Genomic DNA, 25,993 nt, shown 5'->3' with positions numbered 1-25,993 from the left:
GGGGTGATGAGCTCCTCGCTGCGCGTCAGCCTGGTCCAGGCGGCCTCCACCCTCGACCCCGCGGAGAACCGGGAGCTCCTCGCGAAGACCGCGGCCGAGGTGCCGGACGGCACCGACCTGATGGTGTGGCCCGAGGCGTTCGCCCGCGACTTCGGCAAGGCGGGGTCCGACGTCTCCGGGGCCGCCGAGACCGTCTGGGGCGCCGACGCCGGCGACGGGCCCTTCGCGGGCGCCGTCGCGCAGCTCGCCGCGGAGCGCCGCGCGACGGTCGTCGCGGGGATGTTCGAGACCTCCGACGACCCCGGCCGCCCGTGGAACACGCTCGCGGTCGCGGGCCCCGACGGCGAGCGGGCGTCGTACCGGAAGATCCACCTGTACGACTCGTTCGGCTACCGCGAGTCCGACCGCCTCAGCCCCGGCGGGACCACGCCGGTCACGGTCGAGGTCGGCGGCTTCACCCTCGGCCTCATGACCTGCTACGACCTGCGCTTCCCCGAGCACGCCCGGATGCTGGTGGACGCCGGCTCGGAGGTCCTCGTCCTGCCCGCGGCGTGGCTCGCCGGGCCCGGCAAGCTCCACCACTGGCGCACCCTGCTCACCGCGCGGGCGATCGAGAACACGGTCTTCGTGGTGGCCGCGGCCCAGCCCGCGCCCCGCTACACCGGCCACTCCCTCGCCCTCGACCCGATGGGACGCGTGCTCGGCGAGGCCGGCGACGACGCGGGCCGCGTGGACGTCGTCCTCGAGCGCTCGGTGCTCGCCGAGGCGCGCGAGACCAACCCGTCGCTGGCCAACCGACGGTTGTAGCGTTCCCCGGATGTCTCAGACCACCGGACGGCGCCGCGCGGCGCCGCCGACCTCCGGGCGGGGGACCCGGTGGCGCGAACGGCTCGAGGCCCTCCGGGCGGGTCGGGTGCCGGTCGTCGCGTGGTTCGTCCTCGTCGGGCTCGGGGTGGTCCTGCTCGGCCTCCGGGCGGCCGACCTCGGCCCGCGCGTGATCGCGGACGTCGGGTCGGTGGTCATCGCCAGCGCCTACAGCTGGGCGCTCGCCGCAAGGACCGGTGGCCGACCGGTGCTCTTCGGCAGCCTCGCCGCCGTCCTCGCCACGACGGCGGTCGTCACGGACCTCGACGAGCTGCGCACCGGTGCCGCCGTCCTGACCTGCACCGTCGGCGCCGTGCTGGGGGTGATGGTGACCGTCCCGGCCCGGCGGTTCCGGGTCGCCGTCCGCGAGGTCCTCGTCGCGACGGTCATCGGCGCCGTCGGGGCCTTCGCCAGCATCGGGTTCGAGCCCGTCGTCCGTCTCGGCCGCTTCGAGTACGTCACCCTCGCCCTGGCGCTCGCGGGCTCGTTCGCGGTGGTGTGGCGCCTCGGCGCCGGCCTCCACGGGCTCGGACGACGCGGCCTGGTCGTCGTGCTGGGCGGCGCCGTCCTGCTGGCCGTCGCCCTGGGCTACGCCGAGCTGCTCCGCTCCTACGGCCCGCCGGGCGCGGTCGAGTCGGTGCTGTCGCGGGTCAGCGCCGTCCGGGCCGACCTGGGGGCGGTCCCGCGGCCGACCCAGGCGTTCATCGGCGTCCCCGCCCTCGTGTGGGGCTGCCACATGCGCGCCCGCCGCCGTCAGGGCTGGTGGGTCTGCGCCTTCGGCGTCGCCGCGCTGCTGCCGGTCGCGCACGGCCTCGTCAACCCCGCCGCCTCGGTGCTCGAGGTGGCCCTGTCGACGGCGTACGGCCTCGTCATCGGGCTCGCGCTCGGGTACGCCGTCATCCGCCTCGACCTGGCCCTCACCGGCCCCCGCGGCGCCCGCGCCCGGCGCGAGGAGGAGGCGTCGGCCCGGCGCCCCGAGCCCTCCCGCACCCGCGCCCTGCTCTGACGGCCCCGGCGGGGGTAGGTTGCGGCCCATGGCGCGCGAGAAGCTCGAGGCGATCACCGCGGAGATGGTGGCGAACGTGATGGCCGTGGAGGTCGCCGTCGGCGACACCGTCGCCCCCGGGGACTCCGTCGTGTTGCTGGAGTCGATGAAGATGGAGATCCCGGTCGTCGTCGAGCGCGCCGGCGTCGTCCGCGACATCAAGGTCGACCCCGGCGACGTCGTCCAGGAGGGCGACATCCTCGTCGTGCTGGGCTGAGACCCACCCCGGGGACGCCGAGTCGGCCCGAACGCTTGTCGTGGGGACGCCGAGTCGGCCCGAACGCCCGACCACGGAGGCTGGCTGGGCGAGCTGCTGCTGGTGCCGCCCGTGTGTCTCGATGCGCGAACCGACCTCGTCCCTCGGTCGCTTCGCTCACTCGTCCCGATCGGACGACGCCGCGGACTCGTTCCTCGTCCGCGGCTGTCCGATCGCAGAGGGGGCGGGATTCGAACCCGCGGCCGACATCGCTGCCGGCGACCGCTTTCAAGGCGGTTCCCTTAGGCCGCTCGGGCACCCCTCCAGAGCGGTCCCGGACGACACCGGGGCCGGCTCGCCTGCGATCCTAGGGGCGTGGCCACCGACTACCGACTCTCCCCACGCGTGGTCGCCCGTGTGGTCGGCGGCGTGCTGCTCGTGCTGGCCGTCGTCGTCGCGATCCTGACCGTCCTCGTCGCCGCGCTCGACCTGCCGGCGTGGACCCTGCTCGTGGTCGCCCTCGGCGCCCTGCTCCTCGTCAGCGGCACCGCCTGGTTCGTCGCCCGCACCGGGTGGGTCCTGCGCGTGACCGACGAGGGGTACGTCGTCCGCTTCGTCCGCGGCGTCGGCACCGACCGGGCCCGGTGGAAGGACGTCGAGGACGCCGTCACCGCGACCGTGGGCGGCACCCCCTGCGTCGTCCTCAGGCTCCGCGACGGCCGGTCGAGCACGATCCCCGTGACCCTGTTGACCGTCGACCGGGAGCAGTTCGTCCGGGAGCTGCAGGAGCACCTGCGGCGCGGACAGGGCCTGCGCCCCCTCTGATCCGAGCCCGGCCCGGGCCCGGTCCGAGCCCGGGGGTGCACCGGGTTTCTGGCCCGCCCTCCGCTCCTTGTAGCCTGTGCGGGCTGTCGGGGAGGCGTCGCCTAGTGGCCTATGGCGCCCGCCTGCTAAGCGGGTTGAGGGTGATTCCCTCTCGCGGGTTCAAATCCCGCCGCCTCCGCAGCAGACCGTGGTCCGGGCGTCCGTCCCGGACCACGGTCCCCCTCCCCGGGCACCGGCTCCGCGACGTGTCCGGCCGTTCCGCGTCGCGAGGACACGCCGGGGCCCACACTGCTTCATAGCGGTGCACAGACGTGCGTTGTACTGTCCACGCGTCCCATCCGTCCGCCGCCTCGTGGCCCCCAGGCCGCCCTTCCGAGGCCCCCCAGGCTGGGTCTACCTCACTGCGCCCTTTTGCAACTCTTTGCATTGCAGGTTTCTGAGGGAGCGCATCTCTGCTGCACAACCCTGCAACGCCCCATCATGGATCTGCGCGAGGAAGTAACCCCGAGCTTCCCCCGAGACCCAGTGGAGCGTCATGAAGCACCTTCGTCGAGCCGGCACCACGATCGTCGTCGCCCTGTTCTCCGCGGGCCTCGTCACCGTCGCGTCCGCGCCCGCTGCGAACGCTGACGACGACGGCGCCGCGGCCTCCAAGACCAAGACCTCCTACGTCGTCTCCACCAACCGCAGGGACAGCAGCTGGGGCTGACGCCGCAGCACATCGGACCTGGCCCTCACTCCCCCCGAGGGCCGTGGACCCCGAGACGAGGACCATCCCCCCGGTCCGTGAGCCTCCCCCCGGCTCGTCTCGAGGATTGAGGGCGGCGACCGACTCCGGTCGCCGCCCTCACTGCTTCCGGGGCTGATTACGAGCCACCAGCATGGTCACGCCGTCTGGTCGTCGTCCGTCCCGGAGACCCCCAGCCGGCCCATCTCGTACCCGAGCTGGAAGCGGCTCTGGACCTGGTACTCCTCCTTCAGGTCCGCGATGTAGCCGGCGTACGTACGGGGGCTGACCCCGAGGCGCTTGGCGCTGACGGGGTCGGAGTGACCCTCGACGAGCATCCGGATGGTCATCGCCCGCTGCTCGGCCGCGATGCTCTTCATCAGGTCGCGGTCCTTGCTGGTGAAGGGCCGAGCCCGCTCCCAGTGGCGCTCGAAGACGTCGACGAGGTAGGCCACGAGCGAGTGCTCGCGGATGACGAGGGCGGCGTCCGTGCCCTCGGCGCTCGGGATCACCGCGACCCGGCGGTCGACGACGATCAGCCGGTTGAAGAACTCGTCGAGGGTCCTGATCTCACCACCGCGCTCGGTGACCGCGGCGACGTAGGCGTGGGTGAAGCTGCTGCGCCGGGCCGCGTGCTGGTAGAGCGTGCGGATCGTCACGCCGCGCTCGAGGGCCGCGAGATCCCTCTCCGTCGCGGCCTCCAGCGAGGGGGCCGTGCGGCCCGTCTGGGGCTGCGCGGTGAGCATCTCCGTCTCGAGGTCCGACACCAGCGAGGCGATGAAGGCGTTGATGGCCGTCTTGCCGCGGATCTCCGTGTACGGGCCCGACGCCGGCTGAGGGGCACGACGCCAGGTCTGGCCCAGCCCGGCGAACACGCCCGCCCACTGGGACGACTCGTTCAGCAGCTGGGCGCCCCGCTGCCCGAGGGGGGCCACGACCCGCGACTGGACGGCGGCGGGGTCGACCGCGACGTACTGCTGGCCCGGGGCGTCGAGCGTCAGGAGACCCAGCTCGAGGAGCAGCCTGCAGGCGACCTCGTACGGGCCCCCCTCGACGATGCGCGGATCGTTCGTGTCGATCCCGGCCGAGGCGAGGACCTGTTCCCACAGCTCCGTGCCCGTCGACTCCAGCAGGGCACGCTCGTCCGGCCCGAGGTCAACCATGGACTCCCCCCCTCGCACCCCCGCCCGGTTATTCAACACCAGGCGAGGGTGCGAGAGCGTGGATCAGGCGCCGAGGCGCGTGCGCAGACCGTCCAGCTCGGTCCACAGGACGGCGGGCATCTGCTCGCCGAACTTCTCGAACCACTCCTGGATCTGCGGCAGCTCGGCCTTCCACTCCTCGGCGTCCACGTCGAGGGCGGCCTCGAGGGCCTCGGTCGTCATGTCGAGACCCTCGACGTCGAGCGAGTCGAGGGTCGGCACGTGGCCGATGGGCGTCTCCTTCGCGGCGGCCTGGCCGTCGATGCGCTCGACGACCCACTTCAGCACCCGGCTGTTCTCACCGAAGCCCGGCCACAGGAAGCCACCGTCCTCGTCGCGGCGGAACCAGTTGACGTAGAAGATGCGCGGCAGCTTGGAGGCGTCGTTGTCCTTGCCCATGGCGATCCAGTGGCTGAAGTAGTCGCCGGCGTGGTAGCCGATGAACGGCAGCATCGCCATCGGGTCGCGGCGGACGACGCCGACCTGACCGGTCGCCGCAGCCGTCGTCTCGCTCGAGAGGGTGGCCCCGAGGAAGGTGCCGTGGGTCCAGTCGCGGGCCTCGAAGACCAGCGGGACCGTCGTCTTGCGGCGCCCACCGAACAGGATCGCGTCGATCGGGACGCCGCGCGGGTCGTCGTACTCGGCGGCGAGGATGTCGCACTGCTTGATCGGCGTGCAGTAGCGGCTGTTCGGGTGGCTGGAGAGGAAGTCGGAGTCCGGCGTCCAGTCCTCGCCCTTCCACGACGTCGCGTGGTCGGGCATGTTCTCCAGGCCCTCCCACCAGATGTCGCCGTCGTCGGTCAGGGCGACGTTGGTGAAGACGCTGTTGCCCTTGTTGATGGTGCGCATCGCGTTCGGGTTGGTGTGCTCGTTCGTGCCGGGGGCGACGCCGAAGAACCCGTACTCGGGGTTGACGGCCCACAGCCGGCCGTCCTCACCGATGCGCATCCAGGCGATGTCGTCGCCGAGGGTCTCGACCTTCCAGCCGGGGATGGTCGGCTCCAGCATGGCGAGGTTCGTCTTGCCGCAGGCGCTCGGGAAGGCGGCGGCGACGTACTTCACGACGCCCTCGGGGCTGGTGAGCTTGAGGATCAGCATGTGCTCGGCGAGCCAGCCCTCGTCGCGGGCCATGACGCTGGCGATGCGCAGGGCGTAGCACTTCTTGCCGAGCAGGGCGTTGCCGCCGTAGCCGGAGCCGAACGACCAGATCGCGCGCTCCTCGGGGAACTGCACGATGTACTTGGTGTCGTTGCAGGGCCACGCGACGTCGTCCTGACCGGGCTCCAGCGGCATGCCGACGGAGTGCAGGCAGGGCACGAAGTCCGCGTCGAGCTCCTCCATGCGCTCCAGCACGTGCTTGCCCATGCGGGCCATGACGCGCATCGACACGGTGACGTACGCCGAGTCGGTGATCTCGACGCCGAACATCGGGCGCTCCGCCTCGAGGTGACCCATGACGAAGGGGACGACGTACATCGTGCGGCCCCGCATGCAGCCCTCGTAGAGACCCCGCATGAGGGTCTTCATCTCCTCGGGGTCCATCCAGTTGTTGGTGGGCCCGCAGTCCTTCTCGTCGACCGAGCAGATGTAGGTGCGGTCCTCGACGCGCGCGACGTCGATGGGGTCCGAGGCGGCGTGGAAGGAGTTGGGCTTCTTCGCCGGGTCGAGACGGGTGAAGGTGCCGGTGGCCTCGAGGGCCTGCGTGAGCTGCTCCCACTCCTCGTCGGATCCGTCGCACCAGTGGACTCGATCGGGCTGCGTCAGCGCGGCGATCTCGTTGACCCAGTCGAGGATCCCTCGGTGGGTGGTGGGCTCCTGGAGTTCCGCGGTCATGCCTGGTGGTCCCTCTCGTCCGCCTCGGTCCGAGCGTGTCGTCCGGGGCCGTGGAGTGTCGTGGAGTCTCGGTGTGCGGCCGCCTCGCGTCGTTGCTCGGCGCCCGATTTGTCGTACCCACGGGGCAGGCGCCCACAGGGTGGCGCTGAGGCTACATAAGGCTCAGGACGCGGACATATTGGATCGATCAAGCCTCGCCGGCCAGCTGCTCGACGGTCAGCCAGGCCTGCCGCTTGGGCAGTCCGCGCAGCGTGATCGAGCGTCCGGCGAGCCGCGCGGTGGGGGTGACGACGACCTGGAGGCCCTCGTCGTCGGTGAGGACCTGGTCGTCGCCGCGGGTCGGCAGGGGGAGCGGTGCGCCGTCCGGGGCGAAGGCGAGACGGACCCGCCACGTCAGCCCCGTCGCCTCGGGCCGGGTGGACGCGGACACCAGGATGACCCGGCGGGGCGGACCCACCGGGCGGACCTGGAAGGTGGTGGACGAGCCGCACAGCCGCTCGATCTGGTTGGCGGTGCACGGCTCGTCGACCGCCGTACGGCGCGCCGCACTGATCGTCAGCTCGCGCTCGCCGTCGAACGTGGGGGCGCCGCCGGTGCCGCCCGTCCCGCCGTCCGCCCCGCCGCCCTCGAGCTCCGGGGCGCTCAGGGCCGGCTCGTCGGACGACGCCGCGGCGTCCGGGCCCGCGCCGCCACCACCGCTCGGCCCCCCGCCACCGGAGCAGGCGGTCAGGAGGAGGGCCGCGACGAGCACCGGGGCGGCGGGCCCGGATCGGCGAGTCACCCCCCCGATCCTCCGGGGCGGGCCCAAGGCTGTCGAGGTCCACCTGATTTCTCCCTGCCCCCCGGCGTCGGCTAAAGTCGACGGGTCGCGCGAGCGACGGGCGCCTGTAGCTCAACGGATAGAGCATCTGACTACGGATCAGAAGGTTTGGGGTTCGAATCCCTACAGGCGCGCAGCACGACGAAGCCCCAGGTCAGATCGATGACCTGGGGCTTCCTCCGTCCGGTGGTCGACCAGGGCGTCCGCCCATCGGTCCCGCGTCGCGCCCGCCGTTGCCCCTGTCCGGGGAGGGTCCACCGGGGCGGTGGCGCTGCGACCGACGTTCACCCGCACTGGGGATGCGGTCGCGAGCCCTGCCGCCCATCCTCGTGCGTGGGCGCACCAGGTGGAGGTGGTCATGTCCGGGGACGTGCTCGGCGCAGGGGAGCGGGGTCGCACGCCGGGACGGACGACGTGAGCGTGCCGGCGGCGACCCGTCGTGATCGTCTGGGTGACTCCGCCTGGGTGACCGACGGTGGTCTCGAGACCGACCTCATCTTCAACCACGCCGTCGACCTGCCGGAGTTCGCGTCGTTCCCCCTCGTCGAGGACCCCGACGGTGCCGCGATGCTCGAGCGCTACTTCGCCGGGTACGCCGCGATCGCCGGGGCGGCCGGCGCGGGTCTGCTCCTGGAGACGCCGACCTGGCGGGCCAACCCCGACTGGGGCCGGGTGCTCGGGTACGACGCGAACGGCCTCGACCGCGCGAACCGCCGTGCGGTCGACCTCGTGAGACGTGTCCAGTCGGCGTCCGGGCTCGACGTGGTGCTGGTCAGCGGCAACGTCGGGCCCCGCGGTGACGGGTACCGGGCGGGCGGCGCGGACCCGGACGAGGCGGCGGAGTACCACGCGGCGCAGGTGCGGTCGTTCGCCGCGGCCGGCGTGGACCTGGTGCACGCCATGACGATGACCGGCCCGGCCGAGGCGATCGGGGTGGTGCGCGCCGCCCGGGACGCCGGGGTGCCGGTGGCGCTCTCGTTCACGGTCGAGACGACGGGCTGCTGCCCGACGACAGCACGCTGGCGGCGACCCTGGACCGGGTGGAGGCCCAGGCGCCCGCCGACTGGTACGGCGTCAACTGCGCCCACCCGACCCACGTGATGCGCGCGCTGGACGGCGGGTCGTGGCAGCGACGGCTCCGGTTCTTCCGGCCGAACGCGTCGGCGATGTCGCACGCCGAGCTCGACGAGATGGAGGTCCTGGACCCCGGCGACCTCGAGCAGCTGCGGTCGTCCACGGACGGGGTCAGGGAGCAGGTGCCGACGCTCGGCGTCATCGGGGGTTGCTGCGGGACCGACAGCCGGCACGTGGCCGAGCTCTGGGGCGTCTCGGCGGACGGCTAGCCGGCCGGAGGGCCGGGGCCGCGGCGGCTCCGGCGGCGGGCGGGAGGGCGTGCCGCGGGGCGACCGGCGGCGAGGGCCTGCTCAGCGGCTCCCGGCCCGGCCGCCGAAGTCCTTCGACTCCACGACGAGGGAGACCACGACGCCGCCCAGCAGCGCCCAGAAGGGGCTGGAGATGTTCAGGATGGTCACCCCGCTCATGGCGATCACCAGGGCCACGAGCGCGCCGGACTGGAAGCCGGTGGCGCCGAAGGCGCCGCGGAAGGCCGACACGAGCACGCCGATCATGGCCAGGCCGGCCACGGCGGCGACGAGGGTCGTCGGCATCGCCGTGACCAGGGCGACGGCCGCCCCGGCGAAGATCCCGAACAGCAGGAACAGCACCCCGTTCACGAGGGTGGCCACGTAACGTCCGTCGCGGTCCGTCCCGGCCTGCTCGGAGGAGCAGATGGCGGTCATCGGCCCCGCGATGTTGGCGTTGTGGCCGCCGAACGCCGACGCCAGCACGCCTCCGACCCCGCTCACCAGCGTCATGGCGTTCACCGGTGGCCGGTAGCCCTCCGCCATGAGGACCCCGGTGGCCTGGGCGTTCTCGGCCCCGATCACGAGGATCGCCAGCGGGACGCCGACCGCGAGGATCGCGTTGACGTCGAAGGCGGGTGCGACCAGCTGGGGCGCGGAGAGCGTGAGGTCCGTCGCGGCCGAGCCGAACGCGCCCGTGAGCGCGGCCGCGGCCACGCCGAAGGCCAGCGCGCCCACCACTCCCGGCACGGCGCGGACGTAGCGGGTGAGCAGCAGGTAGCCGACCACCGCGGCCAGGACGACCACGGGCTGGCTCACCGCGGCGTCCACGACCCCGGTCCCGAAACGGATGAGCGCGCCGGCGATCATCGCCATCACGATGGGGACGGGCAGCCAGGCCGCCACCTTGCGGATGAGCCCGCTGAGACCCAGGGCGAGGACGAGGACCCCGGCGGCCAGGAAGGCGCCGACGAGCTCGGCGAACTCGAAGGAGCCCAGCGCACCAACGACGAGCACGGCCCCCGGGATGCTCCAGGCCCCGGTGACCGGGATCTTGTAGTACAGCCCCAGCAGCAGCGAGATCAGCCCGCCGAAGGCGTAGATGCCGAAGATCCACGAGGTGGTCAGCCGAGGGTCGAGCCCCGCGGCGTTCGCGCCGTTGATGATGATCAGCGCCGGCCCGGTGCACCCGAAGATCGCGGCGACGACACCGGCGCCGACGGGACCGACCCCGACGTGGGCGCGGACGTCCCGCACCCCGGAGCGGAAGCCGGGACCGCGCTCGACCAGGGACCTGCCGTGGTCGAGATCGGGGGCACCGAGGTCGTCGGTGGGGTCGGACGCGGGACGTGGCATGGCAACCTCGTTCGTTGAACCGTCGGTTTCATACGGTCTGATTCGGACCATGCGAACGTAGGACGGGTGCTTGGGTGTGTCAAGGGTCACTGGATCGCCCGGGGACCCGGCGGTCCGGCTGGGCCGGCGACGGGTGGACCCGGGCTCGCCGGGCGGGGGGCGTCAGCCCCGCTCGGCCTCGAGCTGCACCCAGAAGTCCAGGGCGGCGCGCTCCATCGCCAGGCCCAGACGCAGCGGGACCATCCGGTCGGCGATGTCGTCGCGGTCGCGGAAGCGCTCCTGCATCGCCTCGTAGACGCTGATGCGCTCGCGGTGCTGGGCGACCTGCTCGCGCGCCAGGTTGAGGATGTCGCGCTCCTGGGCGAACTCGGCGAAGAACAGCTTGAGCTCGGCCACGTCGCGCACCTGGAGCTGCTCGTCGGTCGGCTCGGCCAGCCAGGACCTCAGGGCCGCGAGACCCTCGGTCGTCACGGTGTAGGTCTGCCGCCGCCGGCCGTCCTCCTCGCTGCGCACCGCGAGCAGGCCCATGTCGACCAGGCGCTTGGGCTCCGAGTAGAGCTGCGCGTGGGGGAAGGGCCAGAAGTAGCCCACCGAGTTCTGCACCGCGCGCTTCAGGTCGTAGGACGTCGAGGCGCCCCGCATGGCCACCATGCCCAGGACCACGTAGGACGTGGGCGTCAGTCGGGCGGTTGACACGCTCCGAACCGTATCGTACGTTCCAACCATCTGAATCAGACGATCCGGATCAGACTGTGAGGTCAGCATGAACCTGGGCACCGCGCTCCGCTGGACGGCGGAGAGGCATCCGCACCGCCGGGCGGTCGGAGGACTCGCGCCGCTGACCTACGCCGAGTGGGACGACCGCACCGAGCGGCAGGCGCACGCGCTGCACGACCTGGGCGCCCACGAGGGCAGTCGAGCTGTCTTCCTGACGACCGGTGGCGAACCCCTGGCCACGCTCCACCTCGCCGCGCAGAAGGCCGGGGTCACCTCGATCCCGCTGTCCACCCGCCTGGGGGCGGACGAGCTGGCCTACTGCATCGCGGACTGCGCCCCGGCCGTCGTGGCCGTGGACGAGCTGACCCACGACGTGGTGGTCGAGGCCCTGGCGGACTACGAGACGCGGCCGGCGCTCGTGTGGGCCGGCCGACCCGAGGACGCGCCGGCGTCGGTGCCGGCCGTCGGCCGGGTCGCCGACGGCGCGCCGGGCTCCCGGGTGCCCGTGTCGCCCCGGGCGGGGGACCCCAGCGTCATGCTGTACACCTCCGGGACCACCGGACGGCCCAAGGGCGTGCCACGCACCCACGGCGCCGAGCAGCAGGCGGCTCTCGCCCACCTCGTGCAGACCGGCCACCTGCCGGGCGGGGCGACGCTCGGCGTCATGCCCCTCTTCCACACCATGGGGCTCCGCACCCTCCTCGCCAGCGTGATGAGCGCGGGCACGTGGGTCCCCCAGGCCAGGTTCGACGCCGACGAGGCCATCGAGCTCATCCGGGACGAGCACGTCGAGATGCTCTACCTCGTCCCCACGATCTACTGGGCGCTCCTGGAGACCGGACGGCTGTCCGACGTGGGCCCGGTGCGCAGCGTCGCCTACGCCGGCGCGGCCATGACCCCCACGCTGGCCCGGCGCCTCGTCGACGCCGTGGCCCCCGAGCGGTTCGTGAACCACTACGGGAGCACCGAGATCTACACCTTCACGATCGGCCCCGACAACGTGGGCAAGCCGGGCTGCGCCGGACGTGCGGGCCTGTTCTCGCGCATCCGCCTGGTCGACCCGGACCCCGCGGCCACCCCCGACCAGGTCGTCGCGCCGGGCGAGCGCGGCCAGGTGATCGCCTCGATGGACAGCCCCGAGGCGTTCGCCGGCTACTGGAGGCGTCCGGACGCCGACGCCCGCGCGATCCGGGACGGCTGGTACTACACCAACGACCTCGCCGTCGCCGACGAGGACGGGGACCTCTGGGTCTCCGGGCGGGTGGACGACATGATCAACTCCGGCGGGGAGAACCTCTACCCGGAGGAGATCGAGCACGCCCTCGCCGCGTGCCCCGACCTCTCCGAGGTGGTGGTCGCCGGCAGCCCGCACGAGCGGTGGGGTCAGGCCGTCACGGCGTACGTCGTCGGCCGACCGGGCGACTCGCCCCGCGAGACGCTGGACCGGGTCCGACGGTTCGCCCGGGAGGGCGCGGGCCTGCCGTCCCTGAAGCGCCCCAAGCGCTACGTCGTGGTCGAGAGCATCCCGAAGTCGGCGGTCGGCAAGATCCTGCGCCGCCGCCTGACGGAGCACGAGCTCACCGTCCTGTCGGACTCCGAGGCGGGTGAGCAGTCGTGACCGGCCTCGCCCGGGTGGAGGACGCCGCCCTGCTGACCGGCCAGGGCCGGTTCCTGGACGACCTCGACCCGCTGCCGGGCACGCTCGTCGCAGCGGTCGTGCGCAGCCCGCACCCGCACGCCCGGATCCGGGCGGTCGACCTCGAGAAGGCCCGCAGGGCTCCCGGCGTCGCGGCCGTGATCGGCCCCGAGGAGGTGCTGGAGACCCTCCGGCCGTTCCCGCTGTCGGTGCGCACGCCCCACCCGTACTACCCGACCGCCACCGACAAGACCCGGTTCGTCGGGGAGCCGGTCGCGGTCGTCGTGGCGTCCGACCGCTACCTCGCCGAGGACGCCGCCGAGCTCGTGGAGGTGGACTACGAGCCGCTGCCGGCCGTCGTCCGCACGGATGCTGCCCTCTCCCCGGAGGCACCGCTGCTGCACGAGGGGTCCGACGGCAACGTCGCCACCGACCGCACGTTCACCTTCGGCGACGTCGACGGGGCCTTCGCCGGCGCTCGGCGCGTGGTCAGCCGCCGGTACTCCTTCCCGCGGTACTCCTCCACGCCGATGGAGTGCTACGTCGTGGTCGCGGACTGGCGCGAGGGTCCCGACGGACCCGAGATCACCGCCCACGCCAACTTCCACGGGCCGTTCTCGATGGCGCCGGTGGTGGCCGGGGCGCTCGGCGTCCCGACCTCGTCGCTGCGCCTGGTGGTGCCGGCCGACATCGGCGGCAGCTTCGGCATCAAGTCGGGCGTCTACCCCTACATCGCGCTCATGGCGCTGGCGAGCAAGCACGCGGGTCGCCCGGTGCGGTGGACCGAGGACAGGCTCGAGCACCTCGTGGCCAGCTCGTCCGGGTCCGACCGGCTCATGGAGCTCGAGGCCGCCCTCGACGAGGACGGGAGGATCCAGGCCCTCCGGGTCGACCTGGTCGACAACGTCGGCGCCTACCTGCGGCCCCCCGAGCCCAGCACGCTCTACCGCTGCTTCGGCAACATCACCGGCGCCTACGCGATCGAGGCCGTGGGGATCCGGGCCCGCGCCGTGGTCACGAACAAGTCACCCACCGGCCTGAACCGCGGCTTCGGTGGCCAGCAGCTGTACTTCGGGCTGGAACGGCTGATCGACGACATCGCCGCGGAGCACGGCCTGGACCCCGCCGAGGTCCGCCGCCGCAACCTGGTGCCGGTCACGGCCTTCCCCTACGCGACCCCCAGCGGCGGGATCTACGACTCCGGTGACTACCAGCGGGCGCTCGAGCTCGCGCTGGACAACGTCGGCTACGAGCGGCTCCGTGAGGAGCAGCGCGCGGCGCGCGCCGACGGCGACTGGATGGGCATCGGCATCGCCGCCGTGGTGGACCCCTCGGCGACCAACATCGGCTACGTCGGCCTGGCCACGCCGGTGGCGGACCGCACCGCCCGGCGCGGCAAGTCCGGGTCCACCGAGCACGTCCGGGTCAGCGTGGACCCGCAGGGCGTCGTGACGGTGCTGCTGGGCACGGTGCCCCAGGGCCAGGGCCACGCCACCGTGGCGCGGGACCTGGTGGCCGCCCACCTGGGACTGCCGGTCGAGCAGGTCCGCGCGAGGGTCGAGATGGACACCGCCTCCACGCCCTGGACGATCAGCTCCGGCAGCTACTCCTCGCGCTTCGCGCCGCTGCTGACCAGCGCCCTGCTCGAGGCCGCCGACCGGCTCGCGGCGTCCGTGACGGTGGCGGCCTCGGTGATCCTCGAGGTGGAGGCCGAGCGCCTGGAGCTCGCGGACGGCGTCGTGCGGGTGGTCGACGACCACGAGCGGTCCGTGGCCTTCCGGCACGCCGCCGGCCTGCTGCACTGGGACCCGGGCTCCCTGCCGGACGACGTCGACGCCCGGGTCTACGAGGAGGCGGCCTTCACGCCGCCGCAGTCCAAGGCCGCCTCGCGCACCGACCAGATCAACTCGAGCCTCTGCTACGGCTTCGTCGCCGACGTCGTCGTGGTGCGCATCGACCGCGAGACGCTCACGGTGCGCATCGAGCACCTCTCCAGCGTCCACGACGCCGGCACGATCCTCAACGCGCAGCTGCTCGAGGGGCAGGTGCACGGGGCGATCACCCAGGCCCTGGGCGGCGCGCTGTTCGAGGAGATGACCTACTCGGACGCCGGCCAGCCCACGGCGGGCACGTTCATGGACTACCTGTGCCCGACCTCCGCGGAGTCGTCGTTCCCCCTCACCAGCGACCACCTCCAGACCCCCTCGCCGCTGACCCGGCTCGGCGCGAAGGGCTGCGGCGAGGGCAGCTCGATGAGCCTGCCGGTCGCGATCGCGAACGCCGTCGCCGACGCCCTGCGCGACGAGGGCGTCGAGATCACCTCCCTGCCCCTGCACGGCAACGTCCTGCACGAGCTCCTCACGACAGTGAAAGGAACCTGACCCATGCCCCTGACCGGAGGCGAGATCCGACTCGAGCACAGCCACGGCGGCGCGGTCGCCCACCTGGTGATCGACCACGGGAAGTACAACGTCATCACGATGGAGACCCGGCGGGTCATGGCGGACCGCTTCGCCGAGGTCGACGCCGACCCGCAGGTCCACGTGGTGGTCATCCGCGCGGAGGGTGAGCACTTCACCTCCGGCGGCGACATCGCGGGCTTCATGGAGGTCGAGCCCGTCGAGCTGACCGACCTCGGCCAGGACGTCACGGCGGCCGCGCGCAGCCCCAAGCCGGTCGTGGTCGCCGTCGACGGCTACTGCTTCGGCGTCGGCCTCGAGCTGGCGCTGTCGGCCGACATCCGCCTCGCCACGGAGCGCTCGCGGTTCGCGCTGCCCGAGATGAAGCTCGGCATGATCCCCGGCAGCGGCGGCACCCAGCGTCTCGCGCGTCTCGTGGGACTCTCCCGCGCGAAGTACCACGTCCTCACCGGGGAGCGGATCACCGGCCAGCAGGCCTACGACTGGGGGCTCGTGGCGCGCTGCTGCCCCGACGCCGACGCGCTCTCCGAGGCCCTCGAGGAGGTGGTCACCACCCTGCTGAGGCACTCGCCGCTGGCCATGCGCACCGCCAAGGAGGTCCTCGACCGCGGCGTCGACGGCCCCCTTTACACCGGTATCGAGCTGGAGCGGAAGGCCTACTCCATGCTGCGGGCGAGCCACGACTTCGCCGAGGGCGTCGCCGCGTTCGGGGAGAAGCGGACCCCGCAGTTCGAGGGCCGGTGAGCACCCCGTGAAGGCCGCGCCGTTCGCCTACACCCGTCCCGGGACCGTCGAGGAGGTGGTCGCCGACCTCGCGCGCGAGGACGCCAAGGTCATCGCCGGGGGACAGTCGCTGGTCCCCGTCCTCGCCATGCGGCTGGGGCGTCCGGCGCTGCTGGTGGACGTGAACGCCGTCCCCGAGCTGGACGCGCTGACGCGCGACGGGGACGTCGTCCGGGTCGGCGCGACCGTGCGGCAGCGGCGCACGGAGAGGTCGGAGCTGGCCGCGGCGGTCCCGCTCCTGCGCATGGCACTGCCCTGGGTGGGCCACCGCGAGATCCGCAGCCGGGGGACGGTCTGCGGCAGCATCGCCCACGCCGACCCGTCCGCGGAGCTGCCGGCCGTCGCGCGCTGCCTGGGGGCGACGATGGTCCTCACCAGCACCCACGGCACCCGGGAGGTGCCGGCGGCCGACTTCTTCAGCGGCGCGATGACCACCGCGGTGGCGGCCGACGAGCTGCTGACCCAGGTGGCGTTCCCGGTCGCCCGGCGCGACGAGGGTTTCGGGTTCGGCGAGTTCGCCCGTCGCCACGGCGACTTCGCCCTGGCCGGCGTTGCGGTCCGCGTCCGGGCGCCCGGCCACGGCGACGGTCCCGAGGCCCGGGTCACCTGCTTCGGGGTGTCCGACGTCCCGGTCACCGCGGACGTCTCGGCGGAGCTGCGGGCCGGCCTGGAGGCCGTCGGCCCGGCCCCGTCACGGGGCGAGCTGGTGAGCGCCCTCGCCGGGCACGCCGGCGACGTCGCCCGCGCCGTCGTCGACACGGGCGGCGACAGCCACGCCAGCCCGGAGTACCGCCGACGGCTCCTGAGCGGGCTGATCGCCCGTGAGGTCGCCGCGGCGTACCTGCGTGCCACCCGTCCCGAGACCGAGCGGAGCCCCCGATGACCCTGCCCCAGCCCACCGCCCGCACCGGAGCCGACCAGGACGTCGAGGTGAGCCTCACCGTCAACGGCAGCCCGGTGACGGTCTCGCTCCCGGCGCGCGTCACCCTGTCCGACGCCCTGCGGGACCACCTCGGCCTCACCGGGACCCACGTCGGCTGCGAGCACGGGATCTGCGGCATGTGCACGGTCCTCGTCGACGGCGACGCGGCGCGGGCGTGCCTGCTCTTCGCCGTCCAGCTCGACGGCGCCGAGATCACGACCGTCGAGGGCCTCGGACGACCGGACGAGCTGCACCCCCTCCAGGAGGCGTTCGGGCGCCACCACGGCCTGCAGTGCGGCTTCTGCACCCCGGGATTCCTGATGAGCTCCTACGACCTGCTGACCCACGAGCCCGACGTCGAGCGCGAGGACCTGCCGAGCAAGCTCTCCGGCGTCCTGTGCCGGTGCACCGGCTACCGCGGCATCGTCGACGCCGTCGACGAGGTCGCCCACGCCCACCGTGACGGGCTCCCCGGGCCCGGCAACTGCCACCGGCGGACCCTGGTGGGTCGCACCGCGGCCGGGACGACGGTCCCACCGGCCGTCGACCAGCCCGCGGGCGAGGGCCCGGGCGCCGACGAGGGCCACCCCGAGGAGATCGCGCTGCCCGAGGGCGAGCCGACGATCCGCATCGACGTCACCAGCGCGCTCGACGCGGCGCCGGAGGACGTCGCGCGGGTCTTCCACGACGTCCGGCTGCTCGCCCGCTGCCTGCCCGGCGCCGAGCTCACCGACGACCTGGGGGACGACTGGTACCGGGGCCGCGCGCGCGTGGCACTGGGACCGGTCAAGCTGGCGTTCAACGGGATGGCCCACATCCTCGAGCAGTCCGACGAGCGGATCCGCATGAACGGCCAGGGCCGCGACAGCGGTGGCGGCGGGGCGCAGGCCGGGATCACGATGGTCGCCGCTCCCGGCGACGACGGCGGCACGACCCTGCGCGCGACGGCCGACGTCTTCCTGACGGGTCGCATCGCCGGCTTCGGGCGGTCGCTGGCCGGCGACGTCAGCCGGCGGATGTTCGCCGACTTCGCCCGCGCGCTCGACCGGGCCGCGGCCGGCGAGGAGCCCGCCGTCGACGCCCGGCCCCCGAGCGCGGTCGCCCTGCTCTGGTCGAGCCTCGTCGACCGGGTGCGTGCCCGCCGCCGGCGCGCCACGTCCGGACGCCGACGCCGGCCCTGACACGCCCTCGACCAACCGGCCCGGGGAGGGCGTCGGGGCCGGCGGGGGCTTCGCTAGCGTGACGTGGTGGCGGAACGGGTCTCGGCGCTCCTCGTCGCCGGGGCGACCTCGGACGCCGGCAAGTCCGTCCTGACGACCGGGTTGTGCCGCGCGGCGGCGCGCCGCGGGGTGCGGGTGGCGCCGTTCAAGGCGCAGAACATGTCGAACAACTCCATGGTCTGCCGCGACCCCGCCACCGGCGAGGGCGTCGAGATCGGTCGCGCCCAGTGGACGCAGGCGCTCGCGGCACGGGCCGAGCCCGAGCCCGCGATGAACCCGGTCCTGCTCAAGCCGGGCGGGGAGCGCCGCAGCCACGTCGTGGTCATGGGCCGTCCGGCCGGGACGGTCGACTCGGCGGACTGGGTCGACGGCCGACGCCACCTCGCCGCCGCGGCCCACGCCGCCTTCGACGACCTCGCCTCCCGCGCCGGGCTCGTCGTCGCCGAGGGCGCCGGCAGTCCGGCGGAGATCAACCTGCGCGCCGGCGACTACACCAACCTCGGTCTCGCGCGGCACGCCGCGATGCCGGTCGTGGTGGTCGGCGACATCGACCGGGGCGGCTGGTTCGCCGCCGCGCTCGGCACCGTCGCCCTCCTCGAGCCCGCCGACCAGCGGCTGGTGGCGGGCTTCGTGGTCAACAAGTTCCGCGGCGACGTCGACCTGCTGCGCCCCGGGCTCGACGAGCTGGCCCGCCTCACGGGCCGGCCGACGTACGGCGTGCTGCCGTGGCGCGGCGACATCTGGCTGGACTCCGAGGACGCGCTCGACCTGGCCTCGGCCGCGCGACCGACCGGGGCCAGGGCGCTGCGCGTCGCCGTCGTCAGGCTCCCGCGGATCAGCAACTTCACCGACGTCGACGCGCTCGGGCTCGAGCCGGACGTCGACGTCCGCTGGGTGACGCGCCCCGCCGACCTCGGCGACGCCGACCTCCTCGTCCTGCCCGGCACGCGCGCCACCCGCGCCGACCTCGCGTGGCTGCGCGAGCGGGGCCTCGACGCCGCGATCGCGGCGCACGCCGCCGCCGGGCGACCGGTGCTCGGGATCTGCGGCGGCTGCCAGATGCTCGGGCGGGTCGTCGAGGACCCCGACGGGGTCGAGGGCGCACCGGGTGCGGCCGAGGGCCTGGGCCTGCTCGACCTCGCCACGCGCTTCACCGCCGAGAAGGTGCTGCGGCTGCCGTCGGGCACCGCGTACGGCGAGGCCGTCGGCGGCTACGAGATCCACCACGGCCGGGCGGCCGCGGGCGACGGCGAGCCCTTCCCCGGCGGGGTGCGCGACGGGGTCGTGGCGGGGACCATGTGGCACGGCACGCTGGAGTCGGACGGCTTCCGCGCGGCCTACCTCGCCTCGGTGGCCGAGGCGGTCGGGACGTCCCTGCCGCCGTCGGGCGTGTCGTTCCCCGCGGCGCGGGAGGCGCGCTTCGAGCTGCTCGCCGACCTGGTCGAGCAGCACCTGGACGTCGACGCGCTCCTGGCCCTCGCGGCCGCGGGCGCCCCCGAGGACCTGCCGCTGCTGGCGCCCGGGTCGCACCGATGAGGGTGCTGCTGCTCGGCGGCACCGCCGAGGCGCGCGCGCTCGCCGACGCGCTCGTGGACGACGGCGTCGACGTGGTGTCCTCGCTGGCCGGACGGGTGCAGCGGCCGCGGCTGCCCCGCGGCGAGGTCCGGCTCGGCGGCTTCGGGGGCGTGGCCGGGCTGCGGACCCACCTCGTCGAGGCGGCGTACGACCTCGTGGTCGACGCGACCCACCCGTTCGCCGACGGGATCTCCGCCCACGCCGCCGAGGCCTGCGCCGCGGAGCGGGTGCCGCTGCTGCGGCTCGAGCGGCCCGGCTGGTCGGGGCTGCCGGGGGCCGCCGACTGGCACTGGGTCGACGACCACGACGCGGCCGCCGCCGCGACCGCGACCCTCGGACGGCGCCCCTTCCTCACCGTCGGCCGGCAGTCGCTGGACCGCTTCGTCGCGCCGCTCGCCGACCACGCCGTGCTGGCGCGGGTGGTCGACCCGCCGGAGGTCGCGCTGCCCCCCGCCTGGTCGCTGCTGCAGGACCGGGGGCCCTACACGCTGCCCGGCGAGCGGGCGCTCCTGGAGGGGCACGGCGCCGACGTCCTGGTCACGAAGGACTCCGGCGGCGAGCACACCCGCCCCAAGCTGGACGCCGCCGCCGCCCTGGGGGTGCCCGTCGTCGTCGTCGCCCGCCCACGCCCGGCCGCGGGCGTGGAGGTCGTCACCGACGTCGACGCCGCCGTGGCCCGGGTGCGCGGCTGACGGCGAGGGCGGCGGCCGCCGCGACGAGGGCCGAGCCCGTCTGCACCCGACGGGCCAGCCGGCAGGCCCGCTCGACGTCGTCCGGCGTGGGCACGCGACCGTCGCCCAGCCGAGGGCGCTGCTCGACCCGGCCCGGGTACGCCGTCTCGCCGCCGAGCCGCAGCCCGAGGGCGCCCGCGAACGCGGCCTCGACCACCCCGGCGTTCGGGCTGGGGTGCGCTCCGGCGTCACGGCGCCAGGCCCGGGCGGCGCCGGCCCGGTCGGGTCCGACGGCGACCGCCAGCAACCCCGCGAGTCGCGCACCGGGGAGGTTGAGCACGTCGTCGAGGCGCGCCGAGGCCCACCCGAACCGTTCGTGGCGCGGCGTCCGGTGGCCCACCATCGCGTCGAGGGTGTTGGCGGCGCGGTAGGCGAGGAGGCCGGGTGTGCCGGCGATCGCGCCCCACACGAGCGGCGCCACGACGGCGTCCGAGGTGTTCTCCGCGACCGACTCGACCACGGCGCGGGCGATCCCGTCGGCGTCGAGCACGGAGGGGTCGCGGCCGACGAGGTGCGGCAGCCGGGCGCGCGCCGCCGCGAGGTCGCCGGCCGTCAGCGACGCACCGATCGCGTGGGCCTCGCGCTCCAGCGACGTGCCCCCGAGGACCGTCCAGGTCGCCGCGGCGACGACCGCGGTCCGCACCGGCGGGTGGTCGCGGGTCGCCCGGTCCACCGCCGCGCCGAGCAGCGCCGTGCCGCCCACCAGGACGACGCAGTGCACGAGCCCCCGGGGTCGGGAGTCCGCCCACAGCCGCGACTCCACGCGCGCCGCGAGCGCGCCGAAGCCCGCGACGGGGTGACCGCGGCGGGGGTCGCCGAGGAGCCGGTCGAGCCCGTGGCCGAGCAGGAGGCCGGCCGCGGTCACCAGTAGCCTCCGGGAGCGTGAAGGTCCTGGTCACCGGCGGCGTCCGCTCGGGCAAGTCGGCGTACGCCGAGTCGCTGCTGGCCGATCGTCCGACCCTGTACGTGGCGCCGGGCCCGACGACGGACGAGGACCCCGACCCCGACTGGGCCGACCGGCTCGCCCGGCACCGCGCGCGCCGCCCGGCGTCCTGGGAGACGCGGGAGACCCGCGACCTGGCGGCGGCGGTCTCGCAGGCGGGGGGCCCGGTGCTCGTGGACTGCCTCGGCACCTGGCTCACCGCCCTGCTCGACGAGGCCGGGTGGGACGCCGCCCGCGACGCCCTCGAGGCCTCCGTGGGCGAGCGGCTCGACGCGCTGGTCGAGGCCGTCGCGGCCACGACCCGGCCGGTGGTCCTCGTGACCAACGAGGTGGGCTCGGGCGTCGTGCCCGAGCACCGCTCGGGGCGCGTCTTCCGCGACCTGCTCGGCACGGTCAACCAGCGGGTGGCGACGGTCTGCGACGACGTCGTCCTGGTGGTCGCGGGCCGCACGCTGCACCTCTGAGCAGAGCCCCGGGCGCCTCACGTGAGCCCCACCAGCAGCACCGCCAGGGTGGTCTCGATCGACGCGCCGAACACGTCGCCGGTGACCCCGCCGAGCCGCCGCACGGCTCGGCGCACCAGCAGCACCACGAGCAGCGCCGCCACCGCGAGCGCCAGCGGCCCCCGCCACCAGGGGAGGCCCGCCAGGGTCCCGACCGCGGCGAGGACGACGCCCGCCCCGACCCACAGCGCCGCCGCGGCCGGACGGCCGATCGCGCCGGCGTACGGCGCCGCGAGCCGCGAGCCGGGGGCCGCGGGGACGCCCCGGGTGCAGGCCGCGGCGTGGGCGACCCGCGACAGCGCCACGCAGGCGCCCAGGAGCGCCGGCCCGCAGGCCGGGCCCAGGAGCGCCGCCGTCCCGGCGGTCTGGGCCAGCAGGGCCAGGGCGACGGCCGCGACGCCGGCGGGGCCCGTGTCCCCGGAGCGCATCACGGCCAGCGACCGCTCCGCGTCGTAGGAGGAGGTCAGGGCGTCGGCGGTGTCGGCGAGCCCGTCGACGTGGAACGCGCGGCTGCCCGCGACGACCGCCCCGACGACGACGACGGCCACGGCGTACGGCGCCAGACCGGCCTCGCGCCCGACCCACGCCAGCACGCCCGCCAGCAGGCCCAGCGGCACCGCCGCGAGCGGGGCGAGCAGGAGCGAGTGGCGGGCGACGCCGGGGTCGACCCGCGACGGTGGGCGGACCGGCAGGGCGGTGAGCGTGCCGACGGCCAGGCGCCATCCGTCACCCACCCCGCAGGACCTCCTCGAGGCTCGCGGTGTCACGCAGCAGGGCCACCGCTCCGCGCAGCAGGGGGACGGCGGCGACCGCACCGGAGCCCTCGCCGAGCCTCATGCCGGCGTCGAGCACCGGGACCAGGCCGAGCTTCTCCAGCGCCACCGCCTGGGCCGGCTCGGTGGAGCGGTGCCCGGCGGCGAACCAGCGGGCCACCCCGGGCGCGACCGCCTCGGCCGCGAGGGCGCACGCGACGGAGACCACGCCGTCCAGCAGCACGGGGACGCCGGCCTCGGCCGCGCCGAGCAGGAGGCCCGTCATCACGGCCAGGTCCTCCCCGCCGAGCGCGGCGAGGAGGTCGACGGGGTCGGTGAGGTCGGCGGTCCGGTCCAGGGCGGCCTGCACGACGGCGGTCTTGCGGGCCAGGGCCTCGCCGTCCAGCCCGGTGCCGGTCCCGGTCACCTCGGTGGCCGGCAGGCCGAGCAGCGCCCCGGTGAGCGCGGCCGCGGGGGTGGTGTTGCCGATGCCGACCTCGCCGGGGACGACGAGGTCGCGTCCACGCTCCTCCGCGGCGATCGCCCGCCCGCGGGCCAGCGCGGCCTCCGCCTGCGTCCGGGAGACCGCGTCGGTGAGGTGGAGGGGGGCGCTGGGGCGGCCCACGCTGACGTCCTCGACCCGGACCGCGACGCCGTGGGCCGCGGCCAGCGCCGAGACCCCCGCCCGGCCCGCCCGCAGCGTGGCCACCATGAGTCCGGTGATCTCGGCCGGGTACGCCGAGACCCCGTGGGCCGCGACCCCGTGGTCGCCGGCGAGGACCACGCACACGACGTCGTCCAGCGGCTCGGGGGGGCACGCCGCCTGGCAGGCCGCGACCCACACGGCCAGGTCGCCGAGCCGGCCGAGCGCGCCGGCGGGCGTCGCGAGACCGGCGAGGCGTTCGCGGGCGGCCTCCTCGGCCGCGGCGTCCGGGGCCCTCACGCGGGCCCGCGCCGTCCGAAGGACCGCGCCCGCAGCGCGGGCGGCAGCGGGGCGGACGCGCCGTCGGAGACCCAGCCGACGAGGGCCTCGGTCTCACGCGGGCCGAGGACCCGCGCCAGCCACGTGTCGGCCTCGCGGCGGGGCCGTCGGTGGTCGCGCACGTGGACGACGTTGCTGCGCGAGCACTCGTCGAGGCAGTCGCTGACCCTGACCCGGACCGTGTCGCTCGCGCAGGCGAGCAGGCGCTCCCGCTGCTCGTCGTGGTCGGTGCCGGGGTGCTTCGACCCGCTGCCGCAGCAGCAGTCACGGCACACGGTGACGGTGACGTCCGGCCTGCTCACAGGGAGGCCGCCAGGGCGCGACGGTCGGTCGCGGCCACGTGCGTGCGCCAGGACCGTCCGACCAGCCCCGTGAGGGCGAAGCCGAGGACGGCCCACAGCGTGGCCAGGGTGAGCAGGGAGGAGAGCCGGAACTGCCACAGGACGTCGGCCGGGAAGGCACCCAGCTCGTCGACGCGGGGCATCAGCGCCCCCGCCACGACCACCGCCCCGACGTACCCCGCGACCCCGACGGCGGTCGCGGCGTACGCGGAGCCCGCGCGGGCGAGCCGCGACGCGGCCGCGAGCGCCACCCCGGCGGCGACGACCGAGACGAGCAGGAACGTGAAGTAGAGGGCCGTCCGCGAGCCGATGGTGTCCCCGGAGCCCACCGCGGGAGGCACGGCCGGGTACTTCAGGAACGGGACGAGCGCGACCGCGACGAAGCCGACGGCTGCCACCAGCGCGGTCGACTGCGGCGGGGTGAGCCTGCCGATGCGTCCCATGACGGCGGCCGCGGCCAGGGCGACGAGACCACCCAGGGCGGTCCCCACGGCGAGGGTGGCGGTGGCGAGACCGGGACCGGCCTGCTGCCCGCGGCTGATGCCGCTCTCGCCCTCGTCGGCGTGGGAGTGGCCCTCCTCCTCGGTGCCGTCGTGGCTGTGGGGTTCGCTGGCCGCCGCGGACTCCTCGAGGGCGATGGCGTCGTCGATCGGAGGCTCCCCGACCGTGAAGGCGACCGCGAAGGCCGCGAGGCCGGCGAGCAGGCCGGCGAGGAGCCCGTGGACCAGGAAGGTGCGGGGACTCATCCGAGGCCCGCCCTCAGTGGCAGGGGAAGGCGAGCAGGTGGCGTCCGTCGTGGACCCACTCGTGGACCGCCGTCCCGGCCGGGATCGACACGGCACCCTGGTCGGCGGAGACGAAGAAGAGGACCAGCAGCGACAGCAGGCCGGCGAACAGCAGCCACGGCAGCAGCCGCAGCACCGGGATCGGGGAGACCTCGACGCCGCCGGCGAGCGAGGTGGGGGCAGGGGTGGACTGCGACATCGGTGCGCTCCTTCCGGGGATCATGCGCCCCGGGGTCGGTGGGAGTGGAGCGGACCTTCGGGTCTGGCTCCCGACCTCCCCCGAGCTGGTGCTCCTCGGGAGGGCCGGTCACAGTAGCGCGACTGCGCCGGAGTCCCACCGGCTTCCTCGTGCCCGCTGGCGCAGCGTAGCCCCCCGCCGTCCGTCGCCGGTACGGCGTCCGCGCGTGGCGCGGCTCACGCCTCGAGCGCGGCCAGCAGACGCGCCGTGGGCCCGGGCCCGCGGACGGCGATGCGCACCCAGGTGCCGTCGAGCCCGGGGAACGTGTCGGCGCGGCGGACGGCGACGCCGCGCCCGCGCAGCAGCTCGCGCACGCCGGTGCCGACGCAGGCGAGCACGAACGACGCCCGGCCGGGGACGACCTCGACCCCCAGGCCGCTGAGCCCGTCGACCAGGGCGGCGCGCCACCCCGCGATCTCGAGCGCCCGACGCTCGGCCTCGGCCCGGGCCCGGGGCGTGCAGCACGCCCCGATCGCGGCCAGCGCGGGGGTGGAGACCGACCACGGGGTCTGGCCGTCGCGCAGGGCGGCGACGACGTCGGGGGGTCCGAGGAGGTAGCCGGCGCGGATGCCGGGGATCGACCAGTGCTTCGTCAGGCTGCGGATCACGACCAGCCCGTCGCCGCCGTCCCCGCCGGGCCCGGCCGGCGGGCCGGTGAGGGTCTCGGGCTCGCCGGGCACGGTGTCCATGAAGGCCTCGTCGACCACCACCAGCCGCCCGGGCCGGGCCAGCGCCCGCACGCTGGCCGCCGGGTGGAGGACGCCGGTGGGGTTCGTGGGGTTGCCGACGACGACGAGGTCGGCGTCGTCGGGCACCGCGGCGGGGTCGAGCGCGAAGCCGTCCTCGGCCCGGCACGACGCCACGGTCACGGCGTGCCCGGCCTGCTGCAGCGCGGCGTGCGGCTCGGTGAACTGCGGGTGCACCACGACGGGGCGCCGCCACGGCCGGAGCCGGGCCACGAGGGTGAAGGCCTCGGCCGCGCCCGCGGTGGCGAGCACCTCCTCGGGCTCGCGGGCGTGGTGCGCCGCGACCGTCCGCTCGGCGGCGCCGGGGTGGGGGTAGGCGCCGACGTCGAGCAGCGAGGCACGCAGCGTCTCGTCGAGCCAGGCCGGTCGGGGGCCGTCGTACACGTTGACGGCGAGGTCGAGCAGCCCCTCGCCGAGCTCCGCGTCGCCGTGGTGGCGCAGCGGGTCGACGGGGCGGCTCACGGGGCCGC

At 74.9% G+C, this 25,993-nt stretch carries 25 protein-coding genes, 3 tRNA genes, 1 pseudogene and 1 riboswitch; of the genes and pseudogenes, 16 read left to right on the top strand and 13 right to left on the bottom strand.

The window, feature by feature from the left end; genetic code table 11:
• Window positions 1–6: 6 nt before the first annotated feature.
• The 3 genes from MJ876_RS03430 to MJ876_RS03420 are packed head-to-tail and all read left to right on the top strand — an operon-like array spanning window position 7 to window position 2,126.
• Window positions 7–807 carry a carbon-nitrogen hydrolase family protein gene (locus tag MJ876_RS03430; protein ID WP_240234667.1) on the top strand — a complete coding sequence of 267 codons (801 nt, stop codon included), beginning with the start codon at window positions 7–9 and terminating at the stop codon, window positions 805–807.
• A 10-nt stretch (window positions 808–817) separates the two neighbouring features.
• Window positions 818–1,870, top strand: a complete 1,053-nt coding sequence (locus tag MJ876_RS03425) for a hypothetical protein (protein WP_240234666.1) — start codon at window positions 818–820, stop codon at window positions 1,868–1,870.
• Window positions 1,871–1,898: 28 nt separating this feature from the next.
• Window positions 1,899–2,126, top strand: coding sequence for a biotin/lipoyl-binding carrier protein (locus MJ876_RS03420; RefSeq protein WP_240234665.1), 228 nt, complete (start codon window positions 1,899–1,901; stop codon window positions 2,124–2,126).
• A 215-nt stretch (window positions 2,127–2,341) separates the two neighbouring features.
• Here MJ876_RS03420 and MJ876_RS03415 read toward each other — a convergent pair.
• A tRNA-Ser gene (locus MJ876_RS03415) sits at window positions 2,342–2,430 on the bottom strand.
• Between the two features lie 50 nt (window positions 2,431–2,480).
• Between MJ876_RS03415 and MJ876_RS03410 the strand changes: the two genes are divergently transcribed.
• The 3 genes from MJ876_RS03410 (at window position 2,481) to MJ876_RS03400 (ending at window position 3,639) form a co-directional block, all read left to right on the top strand.
• A complete protein-coding gene (locus MJ876_RS03410) occupies window positions 2,481–2,930 on the top strand; it encodes a hypothetical protein (RefSeq protein ID WP_240234664.1) in 450 nt (149 codons plus the stop codon).
• 90 nt (window positions 2,931–3,020) lie between these two features.
• A tRNA-Ser gene (locus tag MJ876_RS03405) sits at window positions 3,021–3,108 on the top strand.
• Between the two features lie 357 nt (window positions 3,109–3,465).
• Window positions 3,466–3,639 (top strand): hypothetical protein, encoded by a 174-nt coding sequence (locus MJ876_RS03400; protein WP_240234663.1) that lies wholly within the window; start codon window positions 3,466–3,468, stop codon window positions 3,637–3,639.
• 176 nt (window positions 3,640–3,815) lie between these two features.
• Here MJ876_RS03400 and MJ876_RS03395 read toward each other — a convergent pair whose 3' ends face one another.
• From MJ876_RS03395 to MJ876_RS03385, 3 genes are all read right to left on the bottom strand, one after another.
• Window positions 3,816–4,820, bottom strand: a complete 1,005-nt coding sequence (locus tag MJ876_RS03395) for a TrmB family transcriptional regulator (RefSeq protein WP_240234662.1) — start codon at window positions 4,818–4,820, stop codon at window positions 3,816–3,818.
• Window positions 4,821–4,883: 63 nt separating this feature from the next.
• The gene (locus tag MJ876_RS03390; RefSeq protein WP_240234661.1) at window positions 4,884–6,692 is read right to left on the bottom strand and encodes a phosphoenolpyruvate carboxykinase (GTP); all 1,809 of its coding nucleotides are present in this window, start codon (window positions 6,690–6,692) and stop codon (window positions 4,884–4,886) included.
• A gap of 187 nt (window positions 6,693–6,879) precedes the next feature.
• Window positions 6,880–7,473, bottom strand: coding sequence for a hypothetical protein (locus MJ876_RS03385; protein ID WP_240234660.1), 594 nt, complete (start codon window positions 7,471–7,473; stop codon window positions 6,880–6,882).
• 100 nt (window positions 7,474–7,573) lie between these two features.
• Between MJ876_RS03385 and MJ876_RS03380 the strand changes: the two genes are divergently transcribed.
• A tRNA-Arg gene (locus tag MJ876_RS03380) sits at window positions 7,574–7,646 on the top strand.
• 28 nt (window positions 7,647–7,674) lie between these two features.
• Window positions 7,675–8,855 (top strand): annotated as a pseudogene (locus tag MJ876_RS22415) (homocysteine S-methyltransferase family protein).
• An 81-nt stretch (window positions 8,856–8,936) separates the two neighbouring features.
• Here the strand turns inward: MJ876_RS22415 and MJ876_RS03370 are convergent.
• Together MJ876_RS03370 and MJ876_RS03365 are read right to left on the bottom strand one after the other, a co-directional pair.
• The gene (locus tag MJ876_RS03370; RefSeq protein WP_240234659.1) at window positions 8,937–10,229 is read right to left on the bottom strand and encodes a benzoate/H(+) symporter BenE family transporter; all 1,293 of its coding nucleotides are present in this window, start codon (window positions 10,227–10,229) and stop codon (window positions 8,937–8,939) included.
• Between the two features lie 162 nt (window positions 10,230–10,391).
• A complete protein-coding gene (locus MJ876_RS03365; RefSeq protein ID WP_240234658.1) occupies window positions 10,392–10,925 on the bottom strand; it encodes a PadR family transcriptional regulator in 534 nt (177 codons plus the stop codon).
• A 67-nt stretch (window positions 10,926–10,992) separates the two neighbouring features.
• Here MJ876_RS03365 and MJ876_RS03360 point away from each other — a divergent pair, with 67 nt between their 5' ends.
• From MJ876_RS03360 to MJ876_RS03330, 7 genes are all read left to right on the top strand, one after another.
• Complete coding sequence (locus MJ876_RS03360) at window positions 10,993–12,564, top strand: class I adenylate-forming enzyme family protein (protein WP_240234657.1); 1,572 nt, start codon at window positions 10,993–10,995, stop codon at window positions 12,562–12,564.
• Window positions 12,561–14,963, top strand: coding sequence for a xanthine dehydrogenase family protein molybdopterin-binding subunit (locus MJ876_RS03355; RefSeq protein WP_240234656.1), 2,403 nt, complete (start codon window positions 12,561–12,563; stop codon window positions 14,961–14,963). Before MJ876_RS03360 ends, MJ876_RS03355 begins: the two co-directional genes overlap by 4 nt.
• A gap of 3 nt (window positions 14,964–14,966) precedes the next feature.
• On the top strand, window positions 14,967–15,746 hold the full coding sequence (locus MJ876_RS03350) for an enoyl-CoA hydratase/isomerase family protein (RefSeq protein WP_240234655.1): 780 nt from the start codon (window positions 14,967–14,969) through the stop codon (window positions 15,744–15,746).
• Between the two features lie 7 nt (window positions 15,747–15,753).
• The gene (locus MJ876_RS22095; RefSeq protein WP_240234654.1) at window positions 15,754–16,668 is read left to right on the top strand and encodes a xanthine dehydrogenase family protein subunit M; all 915 of its coding nucleotides are present in this window, start codon (window positions 15,754–15,756) and stop codon (window positions 16,666–16,668) included.
• Window positions 16,665–17,888 (top strand): 2Fe-2S iron-sulfur cluster-binding protein, encoded by a 1,224-nt coding sequence (locus MJ876_RS03340; RefSeq protein ID WP_240234653.1) that lies wholly within the window; start codon window positions 16,665–16,667, stop codon window positions 17,886–17,888. Before MJ876_RS22095 ends, MJ876_RS03340 begins: the two co-directional genes overlap by 4 nt.
• Window positions 17,889–17,954: 66 nt before the next feature.
• The gene (locus tag MJ876_RS03335) at window positions 17,955–19,463 is read left to right on the top strand and encodes a cobyric acid synthase (protein ID WP_240234652.1); all 1,509 of its coding nucleotides are present in this window, start codon (window positions 17,955–17,957) and stop codon (window positions 19,461–19,463) included.
• Window positions 19,460–20,194, top strand: coding sequence for a cobalt-precorrin-6A reductase (locus MJ876_RS03330; protein WP_240234651.1), 735 nt, complete (start codon window positions 19,460–19,462; stop codon window positions 20,192–20,194). Before MJ876_RS03335 ends, MJ876_RS03330 begins: the two co-directional genes overlap by 4 nt.
• Here the strand turns inward: MJ876_RS03330 and MJ876_RS03325 are convergent.
• The gene (locus MJ876_RS03325; protein WP_240234650.1) at window positions 20,154–21,098 is read right to left on the bottom strand and encodes a cobalamin biosynthesis protein; all 945 of its coding nucleotides are present in this window, start codon (window positions 21,096–21,098) and stop codon (window positions 20,154–20,156) included. The genes MJ876_RS03330 and MJ876_RS03325 overlap by 41 nt on opposite strands.
• 17 nt (window positions 21,099–21,115) lie before the next feature.
• Here MJ876_RS03325 and cobU point away from each other — a divergent pair, with 17 nt between their 5' ends.
• Window positions 21,116–21,640: a bifunctional adenosylcobinamide kinase/adenosylcobinamide-phosphate guanylyltransferase gene (gene cobU / locus MJ876_RS03320; protein ID WP_240234649.1), complete on the top strand. Its 525-nt coding sequence runs from the start codon at window positions 21,116–21,118 to the stop codon at window positions 21,638–21,640.
• A gap of 17 nt (window positions 21,641–21,657) precedes the next feature.
• Here cobU and MJ876_RS03315 read toward each other — a convergent pair whose 3' ends face one another.
• The 6 genes from MJ876_RS03315 to cobC form a co-directional block, all read right to left on the bottom strand.
• Window positions 21,658–22,413 carry an adenosylcobinamide-GDP ribazoletransferase gene (locus MJ876_RS03315; protein WP_240234648.1) on the bottom strand — a complete coding sequence of 252 codons (756 nt, stop codon included), beginning with the start codon at window positions 22,411–22,413 and terminating at the stop codon, window positions 21,658–21,660.
• Window positions 22,406–23,374 carry a nicotinate-nucleotide--dimethylbenzimidazole phosphoribosyltransferase gene (locus MJ876_RS03310; RefSeq protein ID WP_240234647.1) on the bottom strand — a complete coding sequence of 323 codons (969 nt, stop codon included), beginning with the start codon at window positions 23,372–23,374 and terminating at the stop codon, window positions 22,406–22,408. The genes MJ876_RS03315 and MJ876_RS03310 overlap by 8 nt, the downstream gene beginning before the upstream one ends.
• Window positions 23,371–23,715 (bottom strand): hypothetical protein, encoded by a 345-nt coding sequence (locus MJ876_RS03305; protein WP_240234646.1) that lies wholly within the window; start codon window positions 23,713–23,715, stop codon window positions 23,371–23,373. Before MJ876_RS03305 ends, MJ876_RS03310 begins: the two co-directional genes overlap by 4 nt.
• Window positions 23,712–24,500: a CbtA family protein gene (locus tag MJ876_RS03300; RefSeq protein ID WP_240234645.1), complete on the bottom strand. Its 789-nt coding sequence runs from the start codon at window positions 24,498–24,500 to the stop codon at window positions 23,712–23,714. The genes MJ876_RS03305 and MJ876_RS03300 overlap by 4 nt, the downstream gene beginning before the upstream one ends.
• Before the next feature lie 13 nt (window positions 24,501–24,513).
• Window positions 24,514–24,738: a CbtB-domain containing protein gene (locus MJ876_RS03295; RefSeq protein WP_240234644.1), complete on the bottom strand. Its 225-nt coding sequence runs from the start codon at window positions 24,736–24,738 to the stop codon at window positions 24,514–24,516.
• Window positions 24,739–24,799: 61 nt separating this feature from the next.
• Window positions 24,800–24,885: riboswitch (cobalamin riboswitch) on the bottom strand.
• Window positions 24,886–24,953: 68 nt separating this feature from the next.
• Entirely contained in the window at window positions 24,954–25,985 is a 1,032-nt protein-coding gene (gene cobC / locus MJ876_RS03290; RefSeq protein WP_240234643.1) for an Rv2231c family pyridoxal phosphate-dependent protein CobC, read from the bottom strand.
• Between the last annotated feature and the right edge of the window lie 8 nt (window positions 25,986–25,993).

Origin of the sequence: Nocardioides sp. CFH 31398, from assembly GCF_022436705.1 — a bacterium.
Lineage (GTDB): Bacteria > Actinomycetota > Actinomycetes > Propionibacteriales > Nocardioidaceae > Nocardioides.
The sequence above is the reverse complement of the archived record's forward strand: the minus strand, read 5'-3'. Positions and strand labels throughout refer to the sequence as shown.